The sequence below is a fragment of the Haloarcula halophila genome (assembly GCF_029278565.1).
GTDB lineage: Archaea > Halobacteriota > Halobacteria > Halobacteriales > Haloarculaceae > Haloarcula > Haloarcula halophila.
On the sequence record NZ_CP119560.1, the window covers coordinates 283,551 to 308,330 of the forward strand.

19 protein-coding genes are annotated in these 24,780 nt (G+C 64.7%); 6 read left to right on the forward strand and 13 right to left on the reverse strand.

Going from position 1 to position 24,780, the window contains the following annotated elements:
• Window positions 1–11 precede the first annotated feature (11 nt).
• Entirely contained in the window at window positions 12–776 is a 765-nt protein-coding gene (locus P0204_RS17385) for a pirin family protein (RefSeq protein ID WP_276223369.1), read from the forward strand.
• Between the two features lie 334 nt (window positions 777–1,110).
• Window positions 1,111–1,800: a DUF1028 domain-containing protein gene (locus P0204_RS17390; RefSeq protein ID WP_276223370.1), complete on the forward strand. Its 690-nt coding sequence runs from the start codon at window positions 1,111–1,113 to the stop codon at window positions 1,798–1,800.
• Window positions 1,801–1,842: 42 nt separating this feature from the next.
• Here the strand turns inward: P0204_RS17390 and P0204_RS17395 are convergent, their stop codons facing one another.
• From P0204_RS17395 to P0204_RS17410, 4 genes are read right to left on the reverse strand one after another with little or no spacing between them, the layout of a single operon-like run.
• A complete protein-coding gene (locus P0204_RS17395) occupies window positions 1,843–3,978 on the reverse strand; it encodes a dipeptide ABC transporter ATP-binding protein (RefSeq protein ID WP_276223371.1) in 2,136 nt (711 codons plus the stop codon).
• Entirely contained in the window at window positions 3,975–4,883 is a 909-nt protein-coding gene (locus tag P0204_RS17400; RefSeq protein ID WP_276223373.1) for an ABC transporter permease, read from the reverse strand. The genes P0204_RS17395 and P0204_RS17400 overlap by 4 nt, the downstream gene beginning before the upstream one ends.
• The gene (locus P0204_RS17405; protein WP_276223375.1) at window positions 4,883–5,842 is read right to left on the reverse strand and encodes an ABC transporter permease; all 960 of its coding nucleotides are present in this window, start codon (window positions 5,840–5,842) and stop codon (window positions 4,883–4,885) included. The genes P0204_RS17400 and P0204_RS17405 overlap by 1 nt, the downstream gene beginning before the upstream one ends.
• 12 nt (window positions 5,843–5,854) lie before the next feature.
• Window positions 5,855–7,507: an ABC transporter substrate-binding protein gene (locus P0204_RS17410; RefSeq protein ID WP_276223377.1), complete on the reverse strand. Its 1,653-nt coding sequence runs from the start codon at window positions 7,505–7,507 to the stop codon at window positions 5,855–5,857.
• A 126-nt stretch (window positions 7,508–7,633) separates the two neighbouring features.
• Between P0204_RS17410 and P0204_RS17415 the strand changes: the two genes are divergently transcribed.
• The 4 genes from P0204_RS17415 to P0204_RS17430 all read left to right on the forward strand — a co-directional run bounded on the left by P0204_RS17415 (window position 7,634) and on the right by P0204_RS17430 (window position 12,691).
• The gene (locus P0204_RS17415) at window positions 7,634–8,881 is read left to right on the forward strand and encodes a Zn-dependent hydrolase (RefSeq protein ID WP_276223379.1); all 1,248 of its coding nucleotides are present in this window, start codon (window positions 7,634–7,636) and stop codon (window positions 8,879–8,881) included.
• A gap of 275 nt (window positions 8,882–9,156) precedes the next feature.
• Window positions 9,157–9,972 (forward strand): IclR family transcriptional regulator, encoded by an 816-nt coding sequence (locus P0204_RS17420; RefSeq protein ID WP_276223381.1) that lies wholly within the window; start codon window positions 9,157–9,159, stop codon window positions 9,970–9,972.
• Between the two features lie 876 nt (window positions 9,973–10,848).
• Entirely contained in the window at window positions 10,849–12,057 is a 1,209-nt protein-coding gene (locus tag P0204_RS17425; RefSeq protein ID WP_276223382.1) for a molybdopterin molybdotransferase MoeA, read from the forward strand.
• Between the two features lies 1 nt (window position 12,058).
• Entirely contained in the window at window positions 12,059–12,691 is a 633-nt protein-coding gene (locus P0204_RS17430; protein WP_276223384.1) for a nucleotidyltransferase family protein, read from the forward strand.
• 3 nt (window positions 12,692–12,694) lie between these two features.
• On the opposite strand, the gene P0204_RS17435 is transcribed toward P0204_RS17430, so the two are convergent.
• From P0204_RS17435 to P0204_RS17475, 9 genes are all read right to left on the reverse strand, one after another.
• Entirely contained in the window at window positions 12,695–15,148 is a 2,454-nt protein-coding gene (locus P0204_RS17435; protein WP_276223386.1) for a xanthine dehydrogenase family protein molybdopterin-binding subunit, read from the reverse strand.
• Window positions 15,148–15,660, reverse strand: coding sequence for a (2Fe-2S)-binding protein (locus P0204_RS17440; protein WP_276223388.1), 513 nt, complete (start codon window positions 15,658–15,660; stop codon window positions 15,148–15,150). The genes P0204_RS17435 and P0204_RS17440 overlap by 1 nt, the downstream gene beginning before the upstream one ends.
• A 75-nt stretch (window positions 15,661–15,735) precedes the next feature.
• On the reverse strand, window positions 15,736–16,623 hold the full coding sequence (locus P0204_RS17445) for an FAD binding domain-containing protein (protein ID WP_276223390.1): 888 nt from the start codon (window positions 16,621–16,623) through the stop codon (window positions 15,736–15,738).
• Between the two features lie 129 nt (window positions 16,624–16,752).
• Window positions 16,753–17,895 (reverse strand): XdhC family protein, encoded by a 1,143-nt coding sequence (locus P0204_RS17450; RefSeq protein WP_276223392.1) that lies wholly within the window; start codon window positions 17,893–17,895, stop codon window positions 16,753–16,755.
• Window positions 17,896–17,952: 57 nt separating this feature from the next.
• The gene (locus P0204_RS17455) at window positions 17,953–19,152 is read right to left on the reverse strand and encodes a CaiB/BaiF CoA transferase family protein (protein WP_276223394.1); all 1,200 of its coding nucleotides are present in this window, start codon (window positions 19,150–19,152) and stop codon (window positions 17,953–17,955) included.
• A 107-nt stretch (window positions 19,153–19,259) separates the two neighbouring features.
• Complete coding sequence (locus tag P0204_RS17460; RefSeq protein ID WP_276223396.1) at window positions 19,260–20,402, reverse strand: MFS transporter; 1,143 nt, start codon at window positions 20,400–20,402, stop codon at window positions 19,260–19,262.
• A gap of 52 nt (window positions 20,403–20,454) precedes the next feature.
• Entirely contained in the window at window positions 20,455–21,498 is a 1,044-nt protein-coding gene (locus P0204_RS17465; RefSeq protein ID WP_276223399.1) for an alcohol dehydrogenase catalytic domain-containing protein, read from the reverse strand.
• A 120-nt stretch (window positions 21,499–21,618) separates the two neighbouring features.
• On the reverse strand, window positions 21,619–22,638 hold the full coding sequence (locus P0204_RS17470; RefSeq protein WP_276223400.1) for an SRPBCC family protein: 1,020 nt from the start codon (window positions 22,636–22,638) through the stop codon (window positions 21,619–21,621).
• Between the two features lie 191 nt (window positions 22,639–22,829).
• Entirely contained in the window at window positions 22,830–24,725 is a 1,896-nt protein-coding gene (locus tag P0204_RS17475; protein WP_276223402.1) for a CocE/NonD family hydrolase, read from the reverse strand.
• Between the last annotated feature and the right edge of the window lie 55 nt (window positions 24,726–24,780).

Genomic DNA, 24,780 nt, shown 5'->3' on the forward strand with positions numbered 1-24,780 from the left:
TTTGTTCGGTAATGGACGATTCGTCTTCGACACGGACACAGCCCCGTCTCCACACGGCACCACGAACCGACGTTTCGCAGAACCAAGGCAAGTTCCGGACCCACTTCAACTTCCCCGGCAGAGCGGTCCCCGACCACGACGACCACGGCTACGGGCCGCTGGCGACCGTCGTCGAGTCGTTCATGGACCCGGGGACGCTGATCCGGATGCACCAGCACCGCAACGAGGAGATCATCTCGTGGGTGCCCGACGGCGTGATGCGCCACGACGACCGCCAGGGCAACGAACTCGTGACCGATTCCGAGCACGTGATGGTGATGAACGCCGGCAGCGGTTTCTGGCACGCGGAAGAGACGCTCGCGGACGACCCACCGTTGCGGATGCTCCAGATCTTCGTCCGACCACACAGTCTCGATCTCGATCCGCATATCCAACACGAGCCGATCCCCGACTCGGTCGCCGGGGAATGGCGACACCTGTTCGGCCCCGAAGGGAGTGACGCGCCGCTTTTCGTCCGCAACGACGTCCACTTCTCCGACTGTCGCCTGGAGGCCGGTGCCACGACCACGCTCCCGTCCCGGTCGGGCTGGCACACCTATCTATACGTCTTCGAGGGGGCCGTCGAGATCGGCGAGGAGTCCGTCGGATACACCGAGAGTGCACTCGTGACCGACGACGGCGACGTAGCCGTCACCGCAACCGAGGACTCGATTATCGTCGCGTTTTCCATCGACCCCGACGCCCCGATCACGCGCCAGGGGACGATCGGCCGGTGAGGCAGGGCCGACGCTCGGTACCCCGCCTCTCGGCGGTCAGGACGAGTCACCGAGGACAGCCGGAACAGCTATCGAGCGACGGATACGTCCCGATGTGAACGGGAAAACCATGTAAAACTTCTACCAATATCTCTATTGATCATATCTGTATTTGTATCTGTACTGTTCTGAAGCATTCTGGCCTTTCGGACTCTCTATTCTCATAGGACGCGTTTATATACGGAATATCTGATGATAGATATCCCACTCATCTACGTACTATCGGGTATGCTGGTATGAATAGCTTGCTCACCGACAGGCAAAAATATAGGCCCTCGCCGGGAGAGTGGACAGTATGCGACATACACCAGGAACCTTCTCGATAGCCGCACGCGATCCCGAGACGGATACCTTCGGCGCCGCAGTCACGACCGGCACGGTCGCAGTCGGCGCGACCTGTCCGTACGTCAGCGCCAACGGGGCAGCAGTGACACAGGCGTTCACGAAGACGGAACACGGCCGGAACGCGATCGAACGGGCCGACGACGGCGAACGGATCGACGACGCGTGCGAGGCGCTACTGACGGCCGACGAGCACGCTGCTTTCCGGCAGGTCCACGGCGTCGGGTCCGACAGCGAGTTCGGTTTCACCGGCGAGCGCTGCAGCGGGTGGGCCGGACACCGCGTCGGGGAGCAGCACACGGTCGCGGGGAACCTCCTTGCCGGCCCCGGCGTCGTCGAGGCCGTCGAGGATGCGTACCTCGACGTGGACGGCGACATGGCCGAGCGTCTCGTCTCGGCACTCGAAGCCGGTGTGGCGGCCGGTGGCGACGACCGAGGGGAGATGAGCGCGGCGATCCTCGTCCACGCGCCCGAACCGGAGTTCTACCACAACCTCCGTGTCGACCTCTCGGAGACCCCTGTCGCGGATCTCCGGGCACTGCTCGGGGAGGCGAGAGAAGCGAAAGCCCGCATCAGAGCCGAGACGGACGAGTTGTTCGAGGAGTACCCGCCGGAACTGCTGGAGTTCGGCATCAAGTACTGAGAAGGAGAGACGCGAGCGATACGCGATCGGGAACCGCTCCGATCAGTCCAGTTCCGTCGGATCCGTTCGGTGTTTCGGAGCGATGAACGACTCGCGCTCGCTCATCTCTTCGGTCGAGAGGTGACAGGCGATGTGGTGGTCCGAACCGTTGACGGACTCCAACGGCGGCAGTTCGTCCTCGCAGATGTCGCCGATCTTCTTCGGACAACGGGTCTGGAACGGACAGCCCGAGGGTGGATCGATCGGGCTCGGGACGCTCCCGTCGAGAAGGATACGGTCGGTCTCACGGTCCGGGTTCGCGTGTGGGACCGCCGAGAGGAGACTCTCGGTGTAGGGGTGGAACGGCGGCGAGAAGACGTCCTCGATGCTGCCGAACTCCGCGATCTTCCCGAGATACATCACGGCCACGCGGTCACAGATGTGCCGGACGACACCGATGTTGTGGGAGATGAACAGATACGAGATGTTCTCTTCGGCCTGGATCTCGTTGAGGAGGTTGAGGATCTGTGCCTGGACGCTCACGTCCAGCGCGGACACCGGCTCGTCACAGACGATGAGCTTCGGCTGGACGGCGAGCGCGTGTGCGATCGCGACCCGCTGTTGCTGGCCGCCCGAGAACTCGTGTGGGTATTTGCCCGCGGCGTCGCCGGAGAGCCCGACTCGTTCGAGTAGCTCCCGAACGCGTTGGCGTTTCTCCTCGCCGGTCGCGATGTCGTGGCGCTCCATCGCGCGACCGATGATCCGCCCGACGGTCTTTCGCGGGTTCAACGAGCTGTGTGGGTCCTGGAAGATGATCTGCATCTCGCGGCGCAGGCTCCGGATCTCGCCGGAGCCGAGTTCGTGGACCGGCTGCCCCTCGAAGTAGACCTCGCCCGCGGTCGGTTCGAGCAACCGCAGGACCGTCCGCGCGACGGTAGACTTCCCACAGCCGGACTCGCCGACCAGACCGACGGTCTCCCCGGGATAGATGTCGAAGCTGATGTCGTCGACGGCCTTGACGTATCGTCGCTCGATCGTCGGGAGCCCGCCGCCGTCCCTCGACAGGCGAACGTTCCCGAGAATCCCTTCGCCGGCACTGAAGTGCTTTTTCAGGTTCCGCACGTCGAAGAGCGGTTCGCCGCTGCGGTCGATCTCGCTCCGGCCGCCGCCCGTCACCGAGGCCGTGCTCTCGGAGAGATCGAGGTCTTCGGCGTGGATACACGCCGCGCTCGAAGCGCCCTCGCCGACCGGGTCCAGCGACGGATCGTCGCCGCTCCGGCACGCCTCGGTCGCGTGAGGACACCGGGGAGCGAAGTTACAGCCGTTCGGGAGGTCCGCGAGGTCCGGCATCGAGCCGTCCAGCGTCGGGAGCTCGTCGTACTCGGTCTCGACTTCCGGGATGGAGTCGATCAGTGCACGAGTGTAGGGGTGTCGCGGCCGCTCGAAGAGGTCCCCGAGCTCCGCCGTCTCGACGAGGTTTCCGGCGTACATCACGCCGACGTCGTCGCAGGTCTGGGCGACGACACCGAGGTTGTGGGTGATCATCAGTACGGCCGTCCCCTCGCGCTCCTGCATCTCGTTGAGCAGGTCGAGGATCTTCGCCTGCGTCGTCACGTCGAGTGCGGTGGTGGGTTCGTCCGCGATGATGAGGTCCGGCTCACAGGAGAAACCGATGGCCACGAGGACGCGCTGGCGCATCCCCCCGGAGAACTCGTGTGGGTAGTCGTCGATGCGCTCGCTCGCGTCCGGGATGCCGACGTCGTCCATCGACTCGACGGCGAGTCGACGGGCTTCTGACTTCGAAACGTCCTGGTGGCGGCGGATCGTCTCGGTGATCTGCTCGCCGACAGTCATCACTGGATTCAGTGAAGACATCGGGTCCTGGGGGATCATCGCGATCCGGTTCCCACGGACATCACGCATCTCCCGGTCGGTCTTCTCCAGTAGGTCCTCGCCGTCGAAGACGACCTGTCCGCCGGTGATCTCCCCGGGTGAGTCGATGAGGCGCATGATCGAACGGGCCGTGACGGACTTCCCCGCACCGGACTCGCCGACGATACCCAGCGTCTCGCCGCGGTCGAGCGAGAACGAGACGTCGTTGGTCGCGACGACCGAGCCCGATTCCGTCCGGAACTCGGTGCGGAGATCCCGCACGTCCAGCAACGGCCCGTCGCCGTCCACCGGTCGCTCGTCGCTCATTCGATCGCCTCCACTTTGGGGTCGAGGACGTCGCGCAGGCCGTCACCGAGCATGTTGAACCCGACGACGGCGATGCCGATCGCCAGCGCGGGGAAGAGCAACATCCACGGCGCGGACTGCATGAAGCCCCGTCCGGTATCGATCATCAGCCCCCAGGACGGACGGGGGGGTTGTGCGCCCAGTCCGAGGAACGAGAGGCTCGCCTCCGCGAGGATCGCGAAGGAGACGTTCAGCGACCCCTGGACGAGTATCGGTGCCGTGCAGTTCGGGAGCACCTCGCTGAAGACGATCCGGGTGTTGTTCTCCCCGCGGGCGACCGCCGCCTCGACGTAGGCCTCGTTGCGCTCGGAGAGCGCCGCGCTGCGAGAGACCCGAGCGATGTAGGGCGTGTAGACGAACGCGAGCGCGATGATCACGTTCCGGAGTTCCGGCCCCAACACCACGAGCAGCGTCAAGGCCAGCAACACCGGCGGGAACGCCATCGCGGCGTCCATCACCCGCATCAGCACCTCGTCGAGCAGTCCCCCGGCGTAACCTGCGATGACCCCGAGGATGGCTCCGATCGCGAGCGCCGCCGAGATCGACCCGAAGCCGACGTACAGCGAGATGCGGCTCCCCAGCACCACGCGGCTGAAGATGTCACGGCCCAGGTCGTCGGTTCCGAATGGATGTTCGAGCGAGGGACCCTGGGTCCGGTCCTGGATGTCCGTCTCGTTCATCCCGTACGGCGCGATAAACGGCGCGAAGGCTGCGACCAGGAACAGCAGTAACACGATCGTCAGCCCGATCATCGCCTTCGTGTTGCGCCGGAACTTCCGGGCGAACGCGACGACGCGCTCGATCTGTGAGTCGGAGAGCCCGAACCGCCCGCCATCGGACGCCTCGGTCTGACGTTCGGCCGCCATCAGTTCTCACCCCCGTAGCGGATGCGTGGATCGAAGTAGGCGTACAGGAGGTCGGCAGCGAAGTTCGACAGCATGTAGATCAACGCGACGACGATGATACAACCCTGGATGAGCGGGATGTCGCGGCTCTGGATCGCAGTCAGGGTCAACCGGCCGATCCCCGGCCAGAGGAACACCTCTTCGAGCACGACGACGCCGCCGAAGGCGTAACTGAACTGGAACGCGATGACCGTGATCACCGGGATAATCGCGTTCCTGAGCGCGTGTCGGAGCACGACGACCCGCTGGCTCATCCCTTTCGCTCGCGCGAGGTTGATGTACTCCTCGCTGAGGACCTCTAGCATCGACGACCGGGTCATCCGCATGATGTAGGCCGTCAGCGCAAAGCCCATGGCTCCGGCGGGGAGGACCAGCCGGTGTAACGACGCCAGGAGGTCCTCACCGGGTGAGACGTAGCCGTTCGTCGGGAACAGGTTCAACCATACCGCGAAGATCAGGATGAACACGAGTCCCCACAGGAAGATCGGCAGCGAGATGCCGACGAACGCGAACATCGAGGCGGACACGTCGGGAGCCTCGTTCTGATTGATCGCGGCGTAGACGCCCAGCGGGATCGACAGCGTGACCGCGACGAGCGTCGCGGTGACCGCGAGCAACAGCGAGCGTGGGAGTCGCTCGGCGATCAGCCCCACGACGGGGTCACCGAACCGGAGCGACTCGCCCATATCTCCCTGCAGGAGACCGACCAGCCAGTCGATATACTGGATGTACAGCGGGCGGTCCAGACCCAACTGGGCTTGGAGTGCCGCGATCGACTCCGCGTTCGCGTTCGGACCGAGGATGAGCAACGCGACGTCGCCCGGGAGGATGTTGGTGATCCCGAAGGCGATAAGCGTCACTAGGAACAGCGTCACCGTCATGAACCCGATACGGCGGGCCACGTAGTTGTACATCGACATCGTGTCTGGGGATCAGCGGTCGAGCCAGTTGTCGGCGAACTGGAGCGTCGAGCCGTCCGGCGCGCCGATGTCGCCCTTGTACTGGTCGGCGGCCCCGTAGAGGCTGGGCTGCCACCACAGGAAGAGGTGGCCGGCCCGCTCCTCGTGGAGGATCTCGGTCGCCTGGTGGTAGAGGTCGGCGCGTTCGTCGTCGTCGTAGATCGTCCGGGCCTCCTCGACCAGCGAGTTGTACTCGTCGTTGGTCCAGTTGGTGAAGAAGAACGCCCCGTCGGGGTGGAGGAACTTGTAGAACGACACGTCGGGGTACCACAGCGCGAGGTAGGAACTGGTCGTCGCCTGGAAGTTCCGGTCGTTGTAGACGTCCGAGAGCCAGGTGTTCCACGTGATCCGCTGGATGTCGAGGTCGATCCCGGCCTCGGAGGCGTTGTTCGCGATGACCTCCGCCGCCTGCACCTGGGCCGGATACGACTGCGGGATCTTGAAGGTCGCCGAGAAACCGTCCGAGAGGCCCGCCGCGTCGAGGTGCTCCTGGACGCGGTCGAGGTCCCGCTCTCGGGGGCCGATGTCAGGGTGGACCCACGGGCTGCCGGGTGCGGCCGGCGACGCGGTCGTCTGTCCCGTGCCGTACAGCGCGGCCTCCGCGACCATCTCCTTGTCGATCGCGTAGTCCAGTGCGAGGCGGGCGTCCTTGTTGTCGAACGGTTCCTGGTCGCAGTTCATCCCGAGGTAGACCAGCGACTTGGGGAACTGCTGCTCCAGGCGGACGCCCGAGGCGTTCTCGACCCGCGAGACGTCCTTCGGTGCGACGCCGTTGATGAAGTCGAACTCGTCGGAGAGGAACGACTGCAGGCGGACGCTCGCGTCGGGGACTTCCTGTTTGACGATCCGGTCCATGAACGGGCCGTCCTCCTCGGAAGCACCCCAGTAGTCCTCGTTGCGGACCATCGTGAACGAGGTCTCGATCTCCCGACTCTCGAACTTGTAGGGGCCGGTCCCGATCGGCTCCTCGACCATGTCCTGCTCGGCTTTCTCGGCAGGCATCACCGACAGTTCCGCCGTCGCCATCTTCGCCAGGAAGGGGGCGAACGGCTGCGTGAGTTGGATCTCGAAGGTGTAGTCGTCGGGGGCACGCAGTTCCTCGACGAAGTCGAAAAAGCCCGTCGCGAGGTAGTCACCGTTCTGGACGCGCTCGTAGCTGGCCAGAACGTCCGCGGAGGTCATCTCCTTCCCGTTGTGGAACGTGACACCCTCGCGAAGCTCGAACGTCAGGAGCGTGTTGTCTTCGGACTGCTCGAAGGAGGTCGCGAGGTGGGGCTCGATGGAGTAGTCGTCCTGCAGCGCAACGACTTCCTCGTAGATGTTTTCGAGGACTCGTTTCGACGCCGCCGAGGTGTCGATGTGGGGGTCGAGTCCCTGGACCGGGACTGCGCCGCCCCACTGGAGCGTTCCGCCCTGTTTCGGAGCGCCGCTCGTTTCGGTCGCGGTATCGCCACCGTCACCGCCCGAGCTGGAGCCGTCCCCGGAGCCGCCACCGGAACAGCCGGCGAGGGCAGCGGTCCCCGTCGACGCCGCCGCACCGAGGAACGTCCGTCGGCCGATCCGACCGCGAAGCGACCGTGAGCTGTTGCTGGAAGTCGACTCTTCTCCCTTGCTATTCTTTCGCATGTACTCTACCAATGCGAACAACCATTGATAAATATTCTGGTGGTGGCAGTACCGATACGAACCGATATGTCGGTTTTTCCGCGAAATGTTAATATATGGGAAGCGACGAAGCCCAACGCAAGCGCTATGGAAATCAATCAGCAACGGCTCCGCAGTGATATCGAGTCGAACGCGGAGTTCGGTGCCGTCCCCACCGAGGAGGGCCGCGGACGGACGGTTCTCACGGGGAGCGAGGCGGACCGACGAGCGCGGGAGTTCCTCTGTGAGCGGCTCCGTGACGCCGGCCTCACGATATCGATCGACGGGGTCGGGAACATCGTCGGCCGGTGGACAGCCGAGAGCGCCGACCCGGGCGCCGCTCCCGTCGCGACCGGGAGCCATCTGGACTCCGTTCCGGAAGGCGGTATCTTCGACGGCCCGCTGGGGGTCTACGCCGGCCTGGAGAGCGTCCGCACGATGCAGGACGCCGGGATCGAACCCGCCCGCCCGATCGAGGTCGTCTGCTTCACCGAGGAGGAGGGCCAACGCTTCGACGGCGGGCTCATCGGGTCGGCGGTCGCGGCGGGGGACATGAGCCTTGATGAAGCGCTGGCTATCGAGGACGCGGACGGCGTCCCGCTCGGGGATGCGCTGGCGGATATCGGCTACCGCGGCGAGGGACGGGTCGACGCCGGTGCGTGGGACGCGTGGATCGAACTCCACATCGAACAGTCCGAACGGCTCGTGACCGAGAACGCGGCTGCGGGTGTCGTCACGAGTATCGTCGGGCTCTCGCGGTGTCAGGTCGAGATCACCGGCGAGGCCGACCACGCAGGCTCGACGCTCATGCGTGACCGCGCCGACGCATTGACAGCCGCCAGCGAGTTCGTTCTCGACGTCGAAACGGTGACGACCGAGCGCTGTGATGCCTCCGAGACTGCCGTCGCGACCGTCGGAAAACTCGACGTCTCTCCGAACGCCCCGAACGTCATTCCCGGAACCGTCTCGCTGACCCTCGACGTCCGTGACGTCGAGTACGACTCCATCGATCACATCATCGACGAAGCGAGGGAGCGTCTCGGTGCCATCGAGGACGAGCGACCCGTCCGTACGTCGATCGAACGACCGTGGGACCGCAGCCCGATCGAGATGAGTGCCCGCTGTCGGGACGCGCTTCACGCCGCCGGTGAACGTGCGAACCTTCGGACGCTCGATCTGCATTCCGGCGCGGCACACGACACGATGCACGTCGCGAACGTGACCGACGCGGCACTGCTGTTCGCACCCTCCCACGACGGGATCTCACACAACCCTCTGGAGTGGACCGACTGGGACGACTGTGCGGACGCGACGCGGGTTCTGGCGGGTGCGCTCGCCGAGCTAGCCGAGGCGTAGCTTTCCTGGCACTGTCGACTGTCCAGTAGTAGCTCCCTGTTCCGCGTTCTAACCCGACCCGGCGAACCTGATCCCGTTCGTATTTTCCGGAGTATGAGAACGCAATCCAGGATGCTGTACTCAGCCCTGCTGTTGCCTGATATCTGGAGAAGACAACTGAGAGTGCTGTGGGAGCTCGATCCGAGTGCCGGTCCTATCGCTCTCTCGGCGAAGCTGTCGACGAATAGCGTTTGCGAAATACAAACAACTATATCGATACGGGTCCGAACACTGGTATGACGAACGACCGGACAAACGGTTCGCCGCGGACCCTCAAAACAGTGTCCCGTGCGTTCGACATCGTCCGAGCGCTCGAAGAGTTAGACGGCGCCGGCGTCACCGAACTAACCGAACATCTCGACCTCTCGAAGAGCGTCGTGTACAACTACCTCAGTACGCTCCGCGAGGAGAAGTTCGTGGTCAAGGAGGGCGACACGTACGAACTCTCCCTGCAGTTCCTGCTCGTCGGGGAGTACGTTCGATATCAGAACGTGCTCTACCAGATCGGCAAGCCCGAACTGGAGGAACTCGCGGAGAAGACCGGCGAGTTCGCTCACCTGGCGACCGAGGAGCACGGACTCGGTGTCAACCTCTACAAGGTCAGCGGCGAGAAGGCGGTCGGAAGCGAGTATCAGGTGAACAAACTCCAGCGTGCGGATTATCTGCACTTCTCGGCGACCGGAAAGGCCATACTCGCACACCTGCCCCGCGAGCGGGTCGAGTGGATCATCGACCAATACGGGCTCCCGGAGAAGACGGAGTCGACGATCACCGAGCGCGAGGCGCTGTTCGACGACCTGGAAACGATACGTGAACGGGGGTACTCGCTCAACGAGGAAGAGGAGATCACGGGCCTCCAAGCCATCGGCGCACCCGTGCGCAACCGCCACGGCAGAGTTCTCGGGTCGATAAGCGTCTCAGGGCCGGTCAGACGGATGAAACAGTCCGGGTATCACGAGCAACTCATCGAGGACGTAGTGAACACTGCGAACGTCATCGAAGTGAACATCAACATGGAGGAGACCGACGACGAGTTCCCGACGTTCAGTTGAGGACCGAAGACGGTCGCACGAACGATTGGAATAACGATCGTACATATGTTATCCGTCCTGCTGCACTGTAGAGTAGCACCACTCCCCGTCGAAACCATCCTCCCCTCTCGGGACTGCTGAAGCCAAAACTGGGTATCGACAACAGCGCACAAATCGGGGCCGATTCACTACGTGTTGGGTTCGGGATCCTCAGTTTTCGGCGATTCCGACGACGTCGGGTCCCGGAGTTCGTCGCAGACGACGACATGGGTGACCTATTGGGAAGAAATACCAGTAGAAACCGGGTTTACGACGAGTTATCTCATCGAGACAACCACTTTCGTCCAGTGTTTGAGAATATATTGCTAAATACCGGAAGTTCGTTCTATTATCCGCTAAGATGTGTTCGAGGACGTCAAGAGTAGAGTTGTATTCGTATTTTTGTTTTCTTTCCCGTATATTGGTCCCTGTTCGTGGGTAAACTATCATGATATATCTGTTTCTTGGACTAGAATCGTGACCTGTGGTATCAACTGATCTGGTTTTGGCAGTCACGGGCCGGTGGATGCGTGGTAATCGCGTCCGTCGTGTTACCGCCCGGCGGTTCAGCTGTCTCCCACGGCGACACTTACCGCTTAGTGACAACTGCAGCGATTTAGGTGCCGATCGGACTGCTGTCGGACGGTCGGGTGTCTGTAGCTTTTCACTGGCTCCGATAGGGATACCGGACGCCAACGTGAATCCCCCGCGTCGTTTCATAAGTGCCGAACAGTCCACGTGATCGAATCGCTGCGGTGCCCGGGATCGAAGACGGGGATTCGGAGATCGAAGACTGTATTCGCGACCAGTGAGTCGACGCGGACTTTTTATCCGTAGCTGTACAAGATCTATCATCGAATGGGAGACGAAACCCGGGAATTGATCCACCGAACCGACGCCGTCGATCGTGTGGTGGCTGTCCGTGACCGCACGTTCACCACCCGTCCGACTGAGACGGTCGCACTCGACAGGATCGGCGGTCGGGTCCTCGCGACAGCACTCACGGCGACGACGGACCTCCCGCCGTTCGACTACGCGACCATGGACGGATACGCGTTCGATGCGACCGACGCCTACCCGCTGGATATCGTTGAGGCGGACGTGTATCCCGAGGACGACCCGCCTGCACTCGACGACGGATCGGCGATCGAAATCGCCACGGGCGCGCCCCTGCCAGCGGAGGCAAACGCCGTGCTCAAATACGAGGCGGCGACCGTCGACGGCGACCGGCTTCGAGGACCGCCGCTCGAACCCGGCACTGCCACGTACAGGCGGGGGAGCAACGTCGAGGCCGGCACGCGAGTGTTCGAGCGCGGCGAACGGCTCGGGCCGAAAGACGCCGTCTTCCTTCGGGACCTCGGTCACGAGACGGTCGAGGTGTTCGAGCCACTGTCGGTGGGCGTCCTCGCAACTGGTTCCGAGATCCACGAGGGCACGCAATCGGATCTCGACTCCCCGATGTTACAGGGACTCGTTCGATCCTGGGGCCACGAGGCGACGTTCGAGGGGACTGTCCCCGACGAGTTCGAACGGGTGAAAGCGGCGATACGCCGGCTGGCGGAGGAGCACGACGTCGTCCTAACGACGGGCGGGACGAGCGTCGGACCGAAAGATTACGTCGTGCGAGCGCTGGACGACCTCGGGACGGTCCAGTTTCACGGTGTCCGTCTCAGACCCGGCAAACCACTCGCACTCGCCTCACTCCCCGACGCCGTCGCCTTCGCGATCCCCGGGAAACCGATCGGTGCCCACACTGTCGCGTCACTCGTCGTGCGGCCGTTCTTCACCGGGAGACAGGACTTGCCGACAGTACGGCGCCCCATCGCTCGGGAGATCGAACTCGGCCCCGACGGGTTCGAGTACGCGATCCCGGTGGTGCTCTCGGACGGTGAGGCGATGCCGCTTGGCCACGTAGACTCCCCGCTGAAGGTGTACGAGCGGGAGTTCGACCCGAGCGTGCTGTCTTCGAGCACGCGTGCGACACGCGCAGACGGGTTCGTCCTGACCGATTCCGCACTGGCAGCCGGACAAGATGTCGCCGTGGTTCCCTACGCTGCCATCCAGTGAGATGACGGGGACGCCCACAGGAGCGACCGACCAGGGGACTCACTCAACCGTTCACGGTGTCGTCCTCGCGGCAGGGACGAGCAGCCGCTACGGTGACTCGAACAAACTCCTCGAAGAAGTCGACGGCGAGCCGCTCGTAAGACACGCCGTCAGGACGCTCTCTGCATCCTCCGTCGACGGCGTGACCGTCGTCGTCGGCTACGAGGCAGCGCGCGTTCGCGAGGCCGTCCCGGATCTCGGGGCCGATATCCGGGTGAACCGGGCGTTCGAGGCGGGCCAAAGCACGTCGGTGGCCGCAGGGGTAGCAGCCACGCGGGAACGCGGCGACGATGCAGTCGTCTTCGCGCTCGGAGATATGCCCGACGTTGCCGTCCAATCCGTCGAGACGCTGCTTCGGGCCTATCGCCGTGGTGACGGTGACGCGCTCGCGGCCGCGTACGACGGGACACGTGGTAATCCGGTCCTCTTCGATCGCCGGTTCTTCGACGCGCTGACGACCATCGACGGGGACGTCGGCGGTCGGGAGATCCTCCTGAACGATCCGGACGCAGCGATGATCGAAACCGGTGATCCGGGTGTCCTGCGGGACATCGATCGCCCGACGGACCTAGACGGTCGGAATACGGACCGGTGAGGCTCACTCCTCGCGGAGCTTCTTCCGGATTCGGTCGGGTGTCACGGGGATGCGGTCAGCGGTTATGTCGAACGGCTCCAGTGCGCGGTTGATCGCCGTGGCGATACTCGCGGGGCCGTCGATCATTCCCCCTTCACCCGTCCCTTTCGCGCCGGTCGTCGTGAACGGCGACGGCGTCTCCGTGTGTTCGAGGTGCATCTCGGGGATGTTCTTCGTCGACGGCAACAGGTAGTCGAAGAGCGTGACGGCCTGTGGTTGCCCGGACTGGTCGTAGGAAAACTCTTCGAGCAACGCCGCGCCGATCCCCTGGGCCAACCCGCCGTGGGCCTGGCCCTCGACGATCGTCGGGTTGAGCTGTGTGCCACAGTCCCGCAGCGAGTAGAACTTGAGCACTTCTATCTCGCCGGTTTCGATGTCGACTTCCACGATGGGGGCGTTGGCAGCGAAGGCCGCCGTCGGGTAGACCGGATACTTCTGCGTGAGCGCTTCCCCGAACTCCTCGACGTCCAACACCGGGAACTCGTAGTCGTACTCGGCGTAGGTCAGCCGGTCGCCGTCGGTTTCCCCATCGATCTCGACGAGGTCGGCACGGCTGAGCCGCTCGGTTCCGTCCGCACGTTCGACGCCGCCGTCACGGTAGAGGACCGCCTCCTGGTCGACGTCCCAGTGCCGGGCGGCGAGCCGTTCGAGGTTGTCGACGACCGTCTCACCGAGCCCTTCCGTCGCGCCGGAGAGCATGACAGCCATCCGGGACGCGGCACTGCCGTACTCCGTCGGTGCCTCGACGCTGTCGAGGTAGTCGACCTCGATGTCGCTCGGCAGGATCTCGAGCTGGTCGGCTAGGAGCTGTTTGACGATGGTCTGGTGGCCCTGACCCGACGAGTCGGTCGCCAGGTAGGTGCGGACGGTCCCGTCGGCCTCGATCTCACAGCGGAGGTGTTCGGGCAGTTCGTCGACGTCGTCCATCTCACGGTCGGCGAGTGCGTCCCGGTCGGACCGTTGTCGGTCCGTCCAGTCGGCCCCGCTGACTCCGGGTTCGATGTGGACGGTGTAGCTGACGCCGCGGTACTTCCCGTCCTCGCGTTGCAGTTCGACGGTCTCCGGGTCAAGGAGCCCGCCCTCTGTCCGTTCCTCCTCTTCGATGAGTTCCTTGATCCGTGCGAGCGCCTCGGGGAAATCACCAGAGTCGTAGATGTTCTTCGAGGGGAGCTTGTACGGCATCTGCTCGGGCTGGATGAGGTTCTGCTGTCGGAACTCGTAAGGGTCCATCCCGAGATCGTAGGCGGCGTCGTCGACGACGGACTCCAGCGCGTAGAGGTGCGGGTCGACGCCGAACCCGCGGTAGGCAGTCTGGGCGGTCTTGTTCGTGAGGACGAGTTCGTAGTTGTACCGGACGGGTTCGATGTTGTAGGCGTTGGTGACGACCGAGAGCGGTTTGAGCGCCTGATTGACCGGGTAGTGGGGGTACGCTCCGAAGTCGTCGACGAAGTTCACGTCGAGACCCTGGATGGTCCCGTCGTCGTCGTACGCAAGCCGCATCATGTACTCCCGGTCGGAGCAGTGCATATCTCCGCCCTGGAGGTTTTCGATCCGGTCCTCGACGTATTTGACCGGGCGTCCGTCGAGTTGCTGGCTGGCCATCGCCGCGAGCGTACAGTAGCGGTGGATCGCGATCTTCGTCCCGTAGCTCCCCCCGACGTCCGGCGGGACGTTGAGCCTGACGTCGTCGGGGTCGTAGCCGAGCGGTTCGTAGATGGTGTCGTCGACCAGCGTGTGGAGCTGGATGTTACAGTCGATATCGAAACTGTCGGCCTCCTCGTCGTACTCGGCCACGACGCCCGCGGTCTCCAGTGGGACCCCCGAGATACGACCCCACGAGTACTGGTCCTCGATGACGTTGTCCGCGTCCTCGAAGGCTTCGTCCACGTCACCGAAGGTCAGCCGCTCCTTATCGGGGACGTTCGTCCCCAGCTCTTCGTGGACGAGTGTCTCGTCCTGTCTGGCCGTGACGGGGTCCGTGATCGCCTCCTTGGTGTCGTATTCGACGTCGATGCGGTCGATGAGGTCCTCGACCACGTAGCGGTCGTCGGCCACGACCAGTGCGACCGGCTCGCCGACGAACCGGACCGTATCGCGGGCAAGCGCCCACTCGGACATGCTATCGAGGCCACACGGCATCGGGTTGTACTCAGCGGCGATGTCCTCGCCGGTCAGGACGAGGTCACAGTCGGGGTGGTCTTCGGCGGCGCTGGTATCGATGTCGACGATATCGGCGTGGGCGTGTGTCGTCCGGAGCAGGCCCATGCTCAGGCAGGCCTCCGGAGTGATGTCGTGGACGTACTCCGCGCGACCGGTCAGGATCCGGTGGTCCTCGACCCGGTTGAGTCCCGTCCCGACGAACGTCTCCTCGTCCGGTTCGTCCTGCATCTCGTCCGGGGCGGCTTCGGACCGCGACATCAGTCTTCGTCCTCCATCTTGTCGGCCGCAGTTTTGACGGCGTCGTAGATGTTCTGGTAGCCGGTGCATCGACAGATATTCGAGGAGAGATGGGACTCCATCTTCTCCTGTGAGGGGTCGGGGTCCTCTTCGAGGAGGTCACGGGTCGACATCACGAACCCGCTCGTACAGAACCCACACTGGAGGGCGTGTTCCTCGTGGAACGCTTCCTGGATCGGGTGGAGCGAGCCGTCCTCGCCGAGCCCCTCGACCGTCACGATCTCGCCGCCGTCGGTCTGTACCGCGTACATCATGCAGCTTTTGACCAGATCGCCGTCGAAGCTGACCGTACACGCGCCACAGACCCCGTGTTCGCAGCCGACACGGACGCCGTTCAGATCCACGTAGTTCCGGAGGAAATCGGAGAGCTTCAGGCGCGGCTCGATCTCCGCAGTCACCTCTTCCCCGTTGACCGTCAGAGAGACTTCCTGTGTTGGGCGGTCGGGAGTCGCCGCTGCGTCATCCGTACTCATGATTGTTAGACACCTTCAAGCAAAGGCTGTCAGCGCCTTAAACCTGTTCCAACGTATCGCATTGCCCGGCCGTCCTCAGGCGATCGCTCGGTCGTAGGCGGTCCGGAGCGCACGCTTGGTGTACTCGCGGGCCAGTTCCCGCTTGTACGTCTCGTCCGCGTGCATCTCGGCCGCCGGACTGACCCGCTCGTAGGCGATCTCGCCGGCGTTTTCGACCGTCGCGTCGACGAGCGGTTCGCCCTCGACCGCTGCCTCGACGGCTTCGATCCGCAGCGGAACGTCCGCGGCGTTTGCCAGCCCGATGCGGGCCTCCTCGACGGCTGGTTCGGCAGCGTCGGGGTCGTCGACGCGAACCGCGCCCGCGACGCTGAGCGTCGGCCACGTCTGTGCCGCCCGTTTCTGCCCGAGGAAGGTCATCCCGGTTCGGGCGGCCGGGAACGGATCGGAGGGGAACCGGGCGGCGGTGATGAGTTCGTCCTCCTCGATGTCGGTCATCATGTAGGCGATGAAGTAGTCGTCCGCGTCGACCGTGCGCCGGCCGTCCGTCGACGCCAGTTCCAGTTCACCACCCATCGCGACGAGGACACAGGGGTAGTTGCCGGCGGGATCGGCCTCGCCGATACTCCCACCGATGGTACCGCGGTTCCGGACAGTCGGCCCGGCGATCTGTCCCGCCGACTCGGACAACACCGCGTACTCTTCGGTCAACACGTCCGAGTGCTCGATATCGCGGTGGCGGGTGAGTGCGCCGACGTCCACGGCGTCACCGGTCGCGTCGATGTGAGAGAGTTCGTCGATAGCGTTGATGTCGATGATGTGGTCCGGGTTGGCGAGGCGATTGGCCATCACGATACTCAGCGACTGGTTTCCCGCCATCAGTTCCGCCTCGGAGAGGTCGGCCAGCAACGTCACCGCCTCCTCGACGGTTTCAGGGCGGTGGTACTCGAACGCTGAGGGTTTCATTCTGTGCCACGCACCTCCGGGTGGCCGTGACAGTCGATCAGGTCGCGTGCAGTCGCTCGTGGTGCGCTATCTGGCCACATATTGTCGATGAAGATACTCCGTCCAGTGCGATAATAAGTGTTGTTGTCGTTATTCCGGTATCCTCGGGTGAATCGGGCCGTCGCGGTCCCGAAGTCGTCCCCCCTCACAGCCGTTACTGACCGCCAGTGCCTCCGCGACGATGCTGAGCGCGATCTCCAGCGGTTCGCCCCCGCCGAGATCGAGGCCAACGGGCGTCGAGAGCCGTTCAAGCGCCGACTTCGGGAGTTTGACGCCGTCCTCCGCCATCGACTCCCGAAGCTCCTTGAACCGCTCGCGAGGACCCATGAGACCGACGTAGGGTACCTCGGTCTCCGTGAGGAGTGTCTCGACGGCGAGGCGGTCGTCGACGAGGTTGTGCGACATGACCACCGCGTACGTGTGCTGGTCGGTCCCGACGCTGTCGGTTATGGTGGTCGGGTGTCCAGTCGTCACCGTGTCCGCGTGGGGGAACGTCGACTCGTCGACGCCCCCACGGGGGGAGTGGACGGTGACGCGGAAGCCGACATCGGAAGCGAGACGTGCCAGCGGCGGCAGGTCGTTCTGGCTCCCGAAGAGGAGCAGGTCCGAGACCGGCTGGAGGCTGTCGACCAGCACGGTCGCCGACCCGATATCGACCGTTTGGGTGCTCCCCGTCCCGTGTACTCGGTCGATCGTGTCACCGATGGCGTCGAGGAGTGTCGTCGGGACCGGTTCACGGTCGGGGACGGCCTCGCGTGTCCCGTCGGCTCCGACGACGGTTCGACTCCCGATCGGGGTGTCGCCCGACCCGTCGACGACCGTGAGCACGGTCGCCGGGTCGCCGTTGTCCAGCATCGCCAGCGGCCGGTCAACACTCGCGTCCAGCGGTTCGACGAAGAGGTCGATGACGCCGTTACAGCCCAGCCCCAACCCCCAACTGTCGTCGTCGGAGTCCAGCAGATCGAACACCTCGATCCGTGGCTGGCCGGTGGCGAGTATCTCCTGGGCGAGATCGACGACCGGTTCCTCCAGACAGCCCGCGGTGACCGCACCGGCGGCCTCCCCGTCAGCCGGGACGAGCATCTTCGCACCGGGTCGGCGATACGCGGACCCGTCGACGGCCGCGACGGTAACGACCGCGGCGTCCGCGTCGTTCCGGCGGAGCGAACGCATCTGTTCCCGGAGATCCGTTTCGGTAACACTCCAGGGATCTTCGGACGTAGCCTGTGTCATACTGTCACGTTAGTCCTCCGATCAGTTAAGTTGCCGATCTCTCCGGGGCCGGTGAGCTTATTCGTCACCGAAGACGCCGTCGTCCCGAAGTCGCTCTAACTGTTCCTGGTCGTAGCCCAGCTCCCGGAACACTTCGTCGGTATGCTCGCCCAGGTCCGGCGGGGCGGCGTCGAATCCGGAGACGGCGCTGCCGAAATTCAGCGGATGTTCGATGACGGGGATCTCCCGGTCGCCGTCGTCGATGTGGCTGACCATCTCCCGGGCCTCGACCTGTTCGCTCGACAGCGCTTCGTCGACGGTCTGGACCGGGCCGGCCGGGATCCCGGCCTCGACGAGGATCTCCATCCACTCCTCGGTCGTGCGGGCGGTGAGCGTCTCGGCGATCTCGGCTTCGAGCGCGTCCATCTGCTCGACGCGGTCGGCGTTGGTCGCGAAACGGTCGTCCTCGGCGAGGTCGGGCCGGTCGATCGCCTCACAGAAGCCCCGCCAGAGTTTCTGGTTGAGACAGGCGACGTTCAGGTAGCCGTCGGCGGTCTCGAACGTCTGGTAGGGGGCAAGCACCGGGTCTTTCGTCCCCATCCGTGTCGGCTCCTCGCCGGCGAAGACCTTGCCGGCCTGCTTGGTCAACCACGGCAACGTCGCGTCGAGCATCCCGAGTTCGACGTACTCCCCCTCGCCGGTTCGCTCGCGGCGGTACAGCGCGTTCATGATACCGAACGCCGCCCACATACCCGTGATGAGATCGGTCTGTGGCAGCCCGACTTTCACCGGGTCGCCGTCCTCCTCACCGGTCACGGACATGATCCCGCTCATCCCCTGGACGAGCAGATCGTAGCCGGGGCGTTCGCTCCAGGGGCCGGTGTTGCCAAACGCCGAGATGTCACAGTAGACGAGTTCCTCGTTGTGCTCGGAGAGGTCGTCGTAGCCGATACCGAGCCGTTCGGCGGTACCCGGCCGGAAGTTCTGGAGGACGACGTCGGCGCTCTCGACGAGATCGTAGCAGGCCGCCAGTCCTTCCGCTTTCTTGAGGTCGAGTTCGACGCTTCGCTTGTCGTAGTTGACAGTCCAGTAGTACGGCGACGCGCCGTCGATAAACGGCGGGCCGGAGTGACGGATGTCGTCACCGACGTTCGGACGTTCGATCTTGATGACGTCCGCACCCTGGTTCGCGAGCATCAGCGAACAGAAGCCGCCGGTGACGAACGTCGAGAGATCCACAACCGTGATGTCTTCGAGGATCGGGCTTTCCGCTGCCATACGTACGTACACACTCACCGGTTTCAAATATGTACCGCCTGCGGCCCGGGGTGGAACCGGCACCCCATCCGATCACAGGACTGCACAGCAGTCGGACTCCCGACCGTTCACCCCTCGCTCTCGCCCATGGTCTGTCGCCAGACGCCGACGACGACGATAGTCGACAGTGACAGCACCACGAACCCGACCGTATAGCCCGCCGTCAGTTCCAGGAGTTGCCCGACGAGCCACGGATACGCCAGGGCGACGACGTTGCCGATCGCGGTCATCCCGACCAGCAGGACGCCGGCGTCGGCGTCGATGTCGGTGAACGCGAGACTGAACAGCGGGCCGAACGGCAGTCCGAACCCGGCCCCGGTAAGGACGAGCGCGACGGCCAACAGGAGCGGTGCCCCGAGCCACAGGGCGGCGGCAACCAGCCCCAGCGTCCCCGCGAGAAAGACCAGTCCGCCCTCGACGGCGCGTGTCGCGGTCGTCACCGTCGTGAGCCACCCGCTGTACGTTCGGCCGAGGAACGTCGCCGTCGCAAAGCCCGCGAGAACGAGCGTCGTCGGCAACGCCGGAACGCCGGAGAGCACGTCCGTGTACCACGTCGTAGCCACGATGAGGAGTCCGTACGATGCCGCGTTGGCCAGTCCGAGCCCCATCCCGGAGGGACTCCAGAACGCGTCGACGTAGTCACGAAACCGCCGCGGTTCACCGGAGGCGACGGGCTGAAGCGATGGCGCGAACAGCGCCGAGGCCGCGACCGGGACCGCTGCGGCGAGGGCCGGTACCACCGGCCCGACCGCCGCGACAGCCCGCGGTGTGACCGCGATACCGACCGCGAGACCGAGCGTGAACGTCGCGCCGAGGAGGCCCTGTGTTCGGGCGACATCACCGTCGTCGGCGCGCATCCCGGCGTAGGTCATCGACGCCAGAAACGTCGCCCCCATCCCGAACCCGAGCAGCAAACGCCCGGCGTGAGCAAGCGGTAGGGAGAGGCTTCCACCGAGGGCCGTCCCGACTGTTCCGGCCCCCAGGCCGACGGTGGCGGCGAGACGAACCGAACGGCGTCGGGAGAGAACGTCCGTCGGCCAGACGATCACGAACTGCCCGAAGAGGAACAGCGTCGACCCGAAGCCGGCGACGCTGGGCGCGAAGTCCCGAGCGACGAGTTCCGCGACGTAGGTCCCGAACCCGCCGACGGCAAGCCCCATCCCGAAGAGCCCACAGCCGAGGACAGTCAGCGCTCGTCGCGGGAGTGCCATCAGCGACGACACTCCCCCGCTGGCGTGTTCTCGCCGTGGAGACGGACAGGCGTCATCGGGCGGGGTCCAGAATCGTCATCCCGAACGTGTCCCCGTCTCGGATGTCCGCGTGCACCGCGGGCACCGCCGACAGTCCAACCTCGTCCGTGATCACGGGGTCGATACGGCCGTCAGCCAGCAGGCGCGCAGCACGAACCACCTGCTGTCTGGTCGCGTACCGTGATCCCACGAGCGAGGCTTCCTTCACGACGAACTCCTTCAGCGGCGGCGCGAACGACCGGTCGTGGTGGGTCGTCAGTGAGACGACCTGCCCGCCCATCGCGAGCGCGTCCCACGCGGCTTTGAGCGTCGGAACGTCGCCGACGGTGTCGACGACGACGGTCGGGCCGTCGCCGTAGCGGGTCGCCGATCGAAGCCGCGCCGCGAACTCGGGTTGGCTCGCGTCGATCGTCGATACCGCCGGCCCGGTGACCCGATCGACGTGTGCCAGCCGTTCGTCCCGCACGTCGGCGGCGAGGACGGTCGCGCCACGCGTGGCAGCGAGTTGGCTCAGATGAACGCCGATACGGCCGGCCGCACCGATGACCAGCACGGTATCCTCGTCACCGATGTCGGTCCGCTCACAGATGTGCAGCGGGGTCGCCACTCCGTCGGCGGCGATCGCCGCGGCCCCGAAGGAGAGGTCGTCGGGGATCGGCAGGGCGTTTGCGGCCGGGAGCGTCGTGTACTCGGCGTACGCGCCCTGGGTATTCACGCCGAGCCACCCGCCGAAGTCGGTACACTGGTTGGCGTCCCCGCGCCGGCAGGCGTCACACCGGCCACAGGTGAGATAGAAGTACGCCGCGACGCGGTCGCCGACAGTGTGGTCGGTGACGTCTTCGCCGACGGCGTCGACGACACCGGCGAACTCGTGTCCTGGCACCCTCGGGACGAGCCCCGGGTCGTCGTCGAGTCCGCCCTGTATCGCGTTCTCGACGGTGCGTGTGACGCCACAGGCACGGACCTCGACGCGGACCTCGTCGGGTGCCGGGTCCGGTCGTTCGCGTGACTCGACTGCCAGTTCTCCGCCCCAGTCAGGGAGTACAACAGCCTTCATACGTGATCGGTCGGGCATGGCCTGTTGGCCGTATGTCGTTGCACAGTAAATGCGGTTTGGTTCCCACGGTCGCTGTCAGCGATCGGCTGGCAGGACTCGATCGGTGTGGGTGGTCGGGGCTTACGGACGGCTCTCCAGCCTGTCGAGCGGGTTCTCGCTCGTGGCGTCGCTGGCGGTGATCGGTTCGGGTTCGGTACTCGCCGGAGCCGTCTGACTGTCGTCGCCCTCGACGGTGTCGGCTGATTCGTCCGTCACAGCCGGGGTCGGATCGGTCGTCTCCGACGCTGACGCGTCCGCCGACTGGGACTGTTGCCAGATGATCGCACCGGCAGCGCCCAGTGCGGCCGTCAGTCCAAGCACTAGCAGTGAAGAGCTGTCCTCGGTCGAGGCTGGCTGTTGGGTCGGTTGCTCCGTCGCTCGTGGGGTTCCGGTCGACGGGGTCCGCGTGGGGACCGGCTGTCGGTTGCTCCCCCGGAGTCGTCGCCAGAGTCCCGATCCGAGGATGCCAAGAACCACACCGGCAGCGAACGACTGGCCGTTGCTCGGTCCGTCGCCACTGGTCAGCGAGACGGCCTTGCCGACCACTGCCCCGACAGCGTCGCCACCTGCCGATTCGGTCGCCGGTTCCGCCGCCTTCTCCGAGAGCGCCTCGGTCTCCTCGCTACTCGCCGCCTGGAGCCTCGACTCCGCGGGTGTCCCCGCGTTGACGTGTGCCTCCATGTCCTGGAAGAACTCGTTGACTAGTTTGTCGGCGACGCTCCCGATGGCGCGTTCGCCCATGCTCGCGATGATCCCGGAGATCTCCGCGTTGGCCTGCCAAGACACCGTCGTCGTCCCGTCGCCGTTGTCGTGAAGCTCCTGCCAGGCGGTCACGTCGAAGGAGTTCCGACTGGCTTCACCTGTCGCCTGTATCTCTAGTCGTTTCGGCCGGTCACACTCCGTCACGATGGCCTCGACGTCGAAGGACGGTTTGACGCTCCCGACACCGACAGAGAGCCCAGCGACGATGTGTGACGGACTCTCCAGTACCATCTTGTTACAGCCGGGGGCACAGTCCAAGAGGATGTCCGGGTCAGTGAAGTACTTCCAGAGCTCCTCGGGCGATCCGTCGACCGTGAATTCGCCGCTGAACTCCATCATCGGCCCGTGTCACCTCCGACTGCACCTGGTCGTCGGCCGGCCGTCTCTGGGTCTGTCGCCGCTCCGTCGTGAAACGATTGCTGTATCATAGTTGTCGTATCCGGTGGGTCGTAACCGTCGCGACTGCCACTGTTCGCAGTGTGATACCGTAACGTGGTCGCCGTTCACACAAATATCTATCGTCGGGCCAGCTAGTCGTCGGCCGGCTGGAGCGGGAGTTCGATGTGGGTCGGATACTCCTCGCTGTGGTGGACGGTGTTCGTGGCGACGTTGTACTCGCGGTCGCCGTACAGCGGCCCGCCGGTGTTGTGGTTCACGTCGTACCGCGGGAAGTTCGACGAGGAGATGTCCAGTCGGATGCGGTGGCCCGCCTTGAACACGTTCGCCGTCGGGTACGGCTCCATGGTGTACTCGTGGACGGCACCGGGCTCGACGAAATCCGGGGTCTCCCGGTAGCCGCGGTAGCGGCCGCGGCAGATGGAGTCCGCCAGGTTGAGCGCGAATCCGTCCTCGAACTCCTGGCTCGGCGGATACTCGTCGATCAGTTTGGCGGTGAAGTCCGTATCGGGCGCGTCGGTCTCGCCGTATACCGTGACGGAGATCGGGCCGGCGATGCGCATCGGTTCCTCCAGTGGCGGTGTCCGGAAGACGAGCACGTCGTCGCGGGTCTCCAGCGGTCTATCGGCTCGCTCGGCCCCGAGCGTGTCCGCTCTCGTCCGCTGATCGTATCCGCCACGGCCGGTCATATCTACCAGATTCCGCTCGGAGAGCGGATACTCCAGGATACTCTCCTCCCGTGGCTCGTAGGTGATATACGACGAGCAGTTCCCGCCCAGCGTCGGCACGGGGTTCTTGGGGTCGAACTCGTAACTCGTGTGTGACTCGGCCTCATTCGGGGCCTCCTGCCGGAGGACACCGTCTTCGTGTGCGTAGAGCGCAGTGAACTCCGTCTCCGGAAGGGGCCAGTCCGACGCGCTCCGCCAGGAGCCACCATGGAAGAGGCGACCGTCGCGGGACTGGTGACCGTCGCCTTCCCCCATCTGGAAGAACTCGACGGTCGACTGGTCGCTCCAGGTGTCCGCGCCTTTCAGGTAGTGATCGAAGAAGTCCAGACGGGTCTGCTGGTAGTCCATCAGCGCTTGCTCGCCGAACTCCAGCTCGCCGGAGTAGGACTTGTTCCAGGACGGCAGCGGGTAGCTGTTCCACCCGTGTGTCCAGGGACCCATGAGGAGGAAGTGGTCGCTGTCCTTGCGCCCGGCCAGCGCCTCGAAGTTGTCACAGGTCGCCTTGGTGTACGAGTCGTACCAGGCGCCCGCGTAGACGGTGGGCACGTCCGCGCTCTCGTCGTAGTAGGCCTCGAAGTTGATCCCGGGGGACTGCCAGAGCTCGTCGTTGGCGTTCCCCGAGGTCATGATGTCGAACGTCCACTCCTCGTAGTCCGGGATGTGTTTGAGCGGTGATTGGCCGGGCTGGATCGGTCCGTCTTCGAGCACCTCCCGAACGTCGACGTTGGCGAGTGCCTGCTGGATGTCGTCGTCTTCGAGCGCGCGCTTGGCGAACCCGCCGCCCAGGGTCAGCGCCCAGCAGAGCCAGCGCAACTCGAAGGCGCCGTTGTGCCGGAACGTCGCTTTCCGCCCGTTCGCGGCACCCTGGTTGACGAACATCGCTTCGAGATGTGGCGGGTCCTGGGTCGCCAACGCCGACTGTACCCACGCCCCGTAGGAGGTGCCGAAGGTGCCGACCTGGCCGTCACAGTACGGTCGGTCGGCGAGCCATTCGACGGTGTCGTGGCCGTCCTCGGCCTCGTTCTTGAAGATGTAGAAGTCCCCCTCGCTCTCGAATCGGCCCCGACAGTCCTGGACGGCGACGACGTACCCTCGCTTCGCGTACCACTCGCCGTGGCGCTCCATGCGGCCGCGCTTGCCGTACGGCGTGCGGTCGAGCAGTGCCGGTTTCGGCTCCGAGATCGGATCGCCCGTCTCGGGGTCTGTCGGCCGGTAGATATCGGCCGCCAACACCGTGCCGTCACGCATCTCTACCGAAACGTTCAGCTCTGCTTGCACTCCGTACGCTGGTTCGCTACGCATGCTACGACCGAGCACCAAGAGCGTAAAATAACTTACGTACGGAGCGATCCTCGGT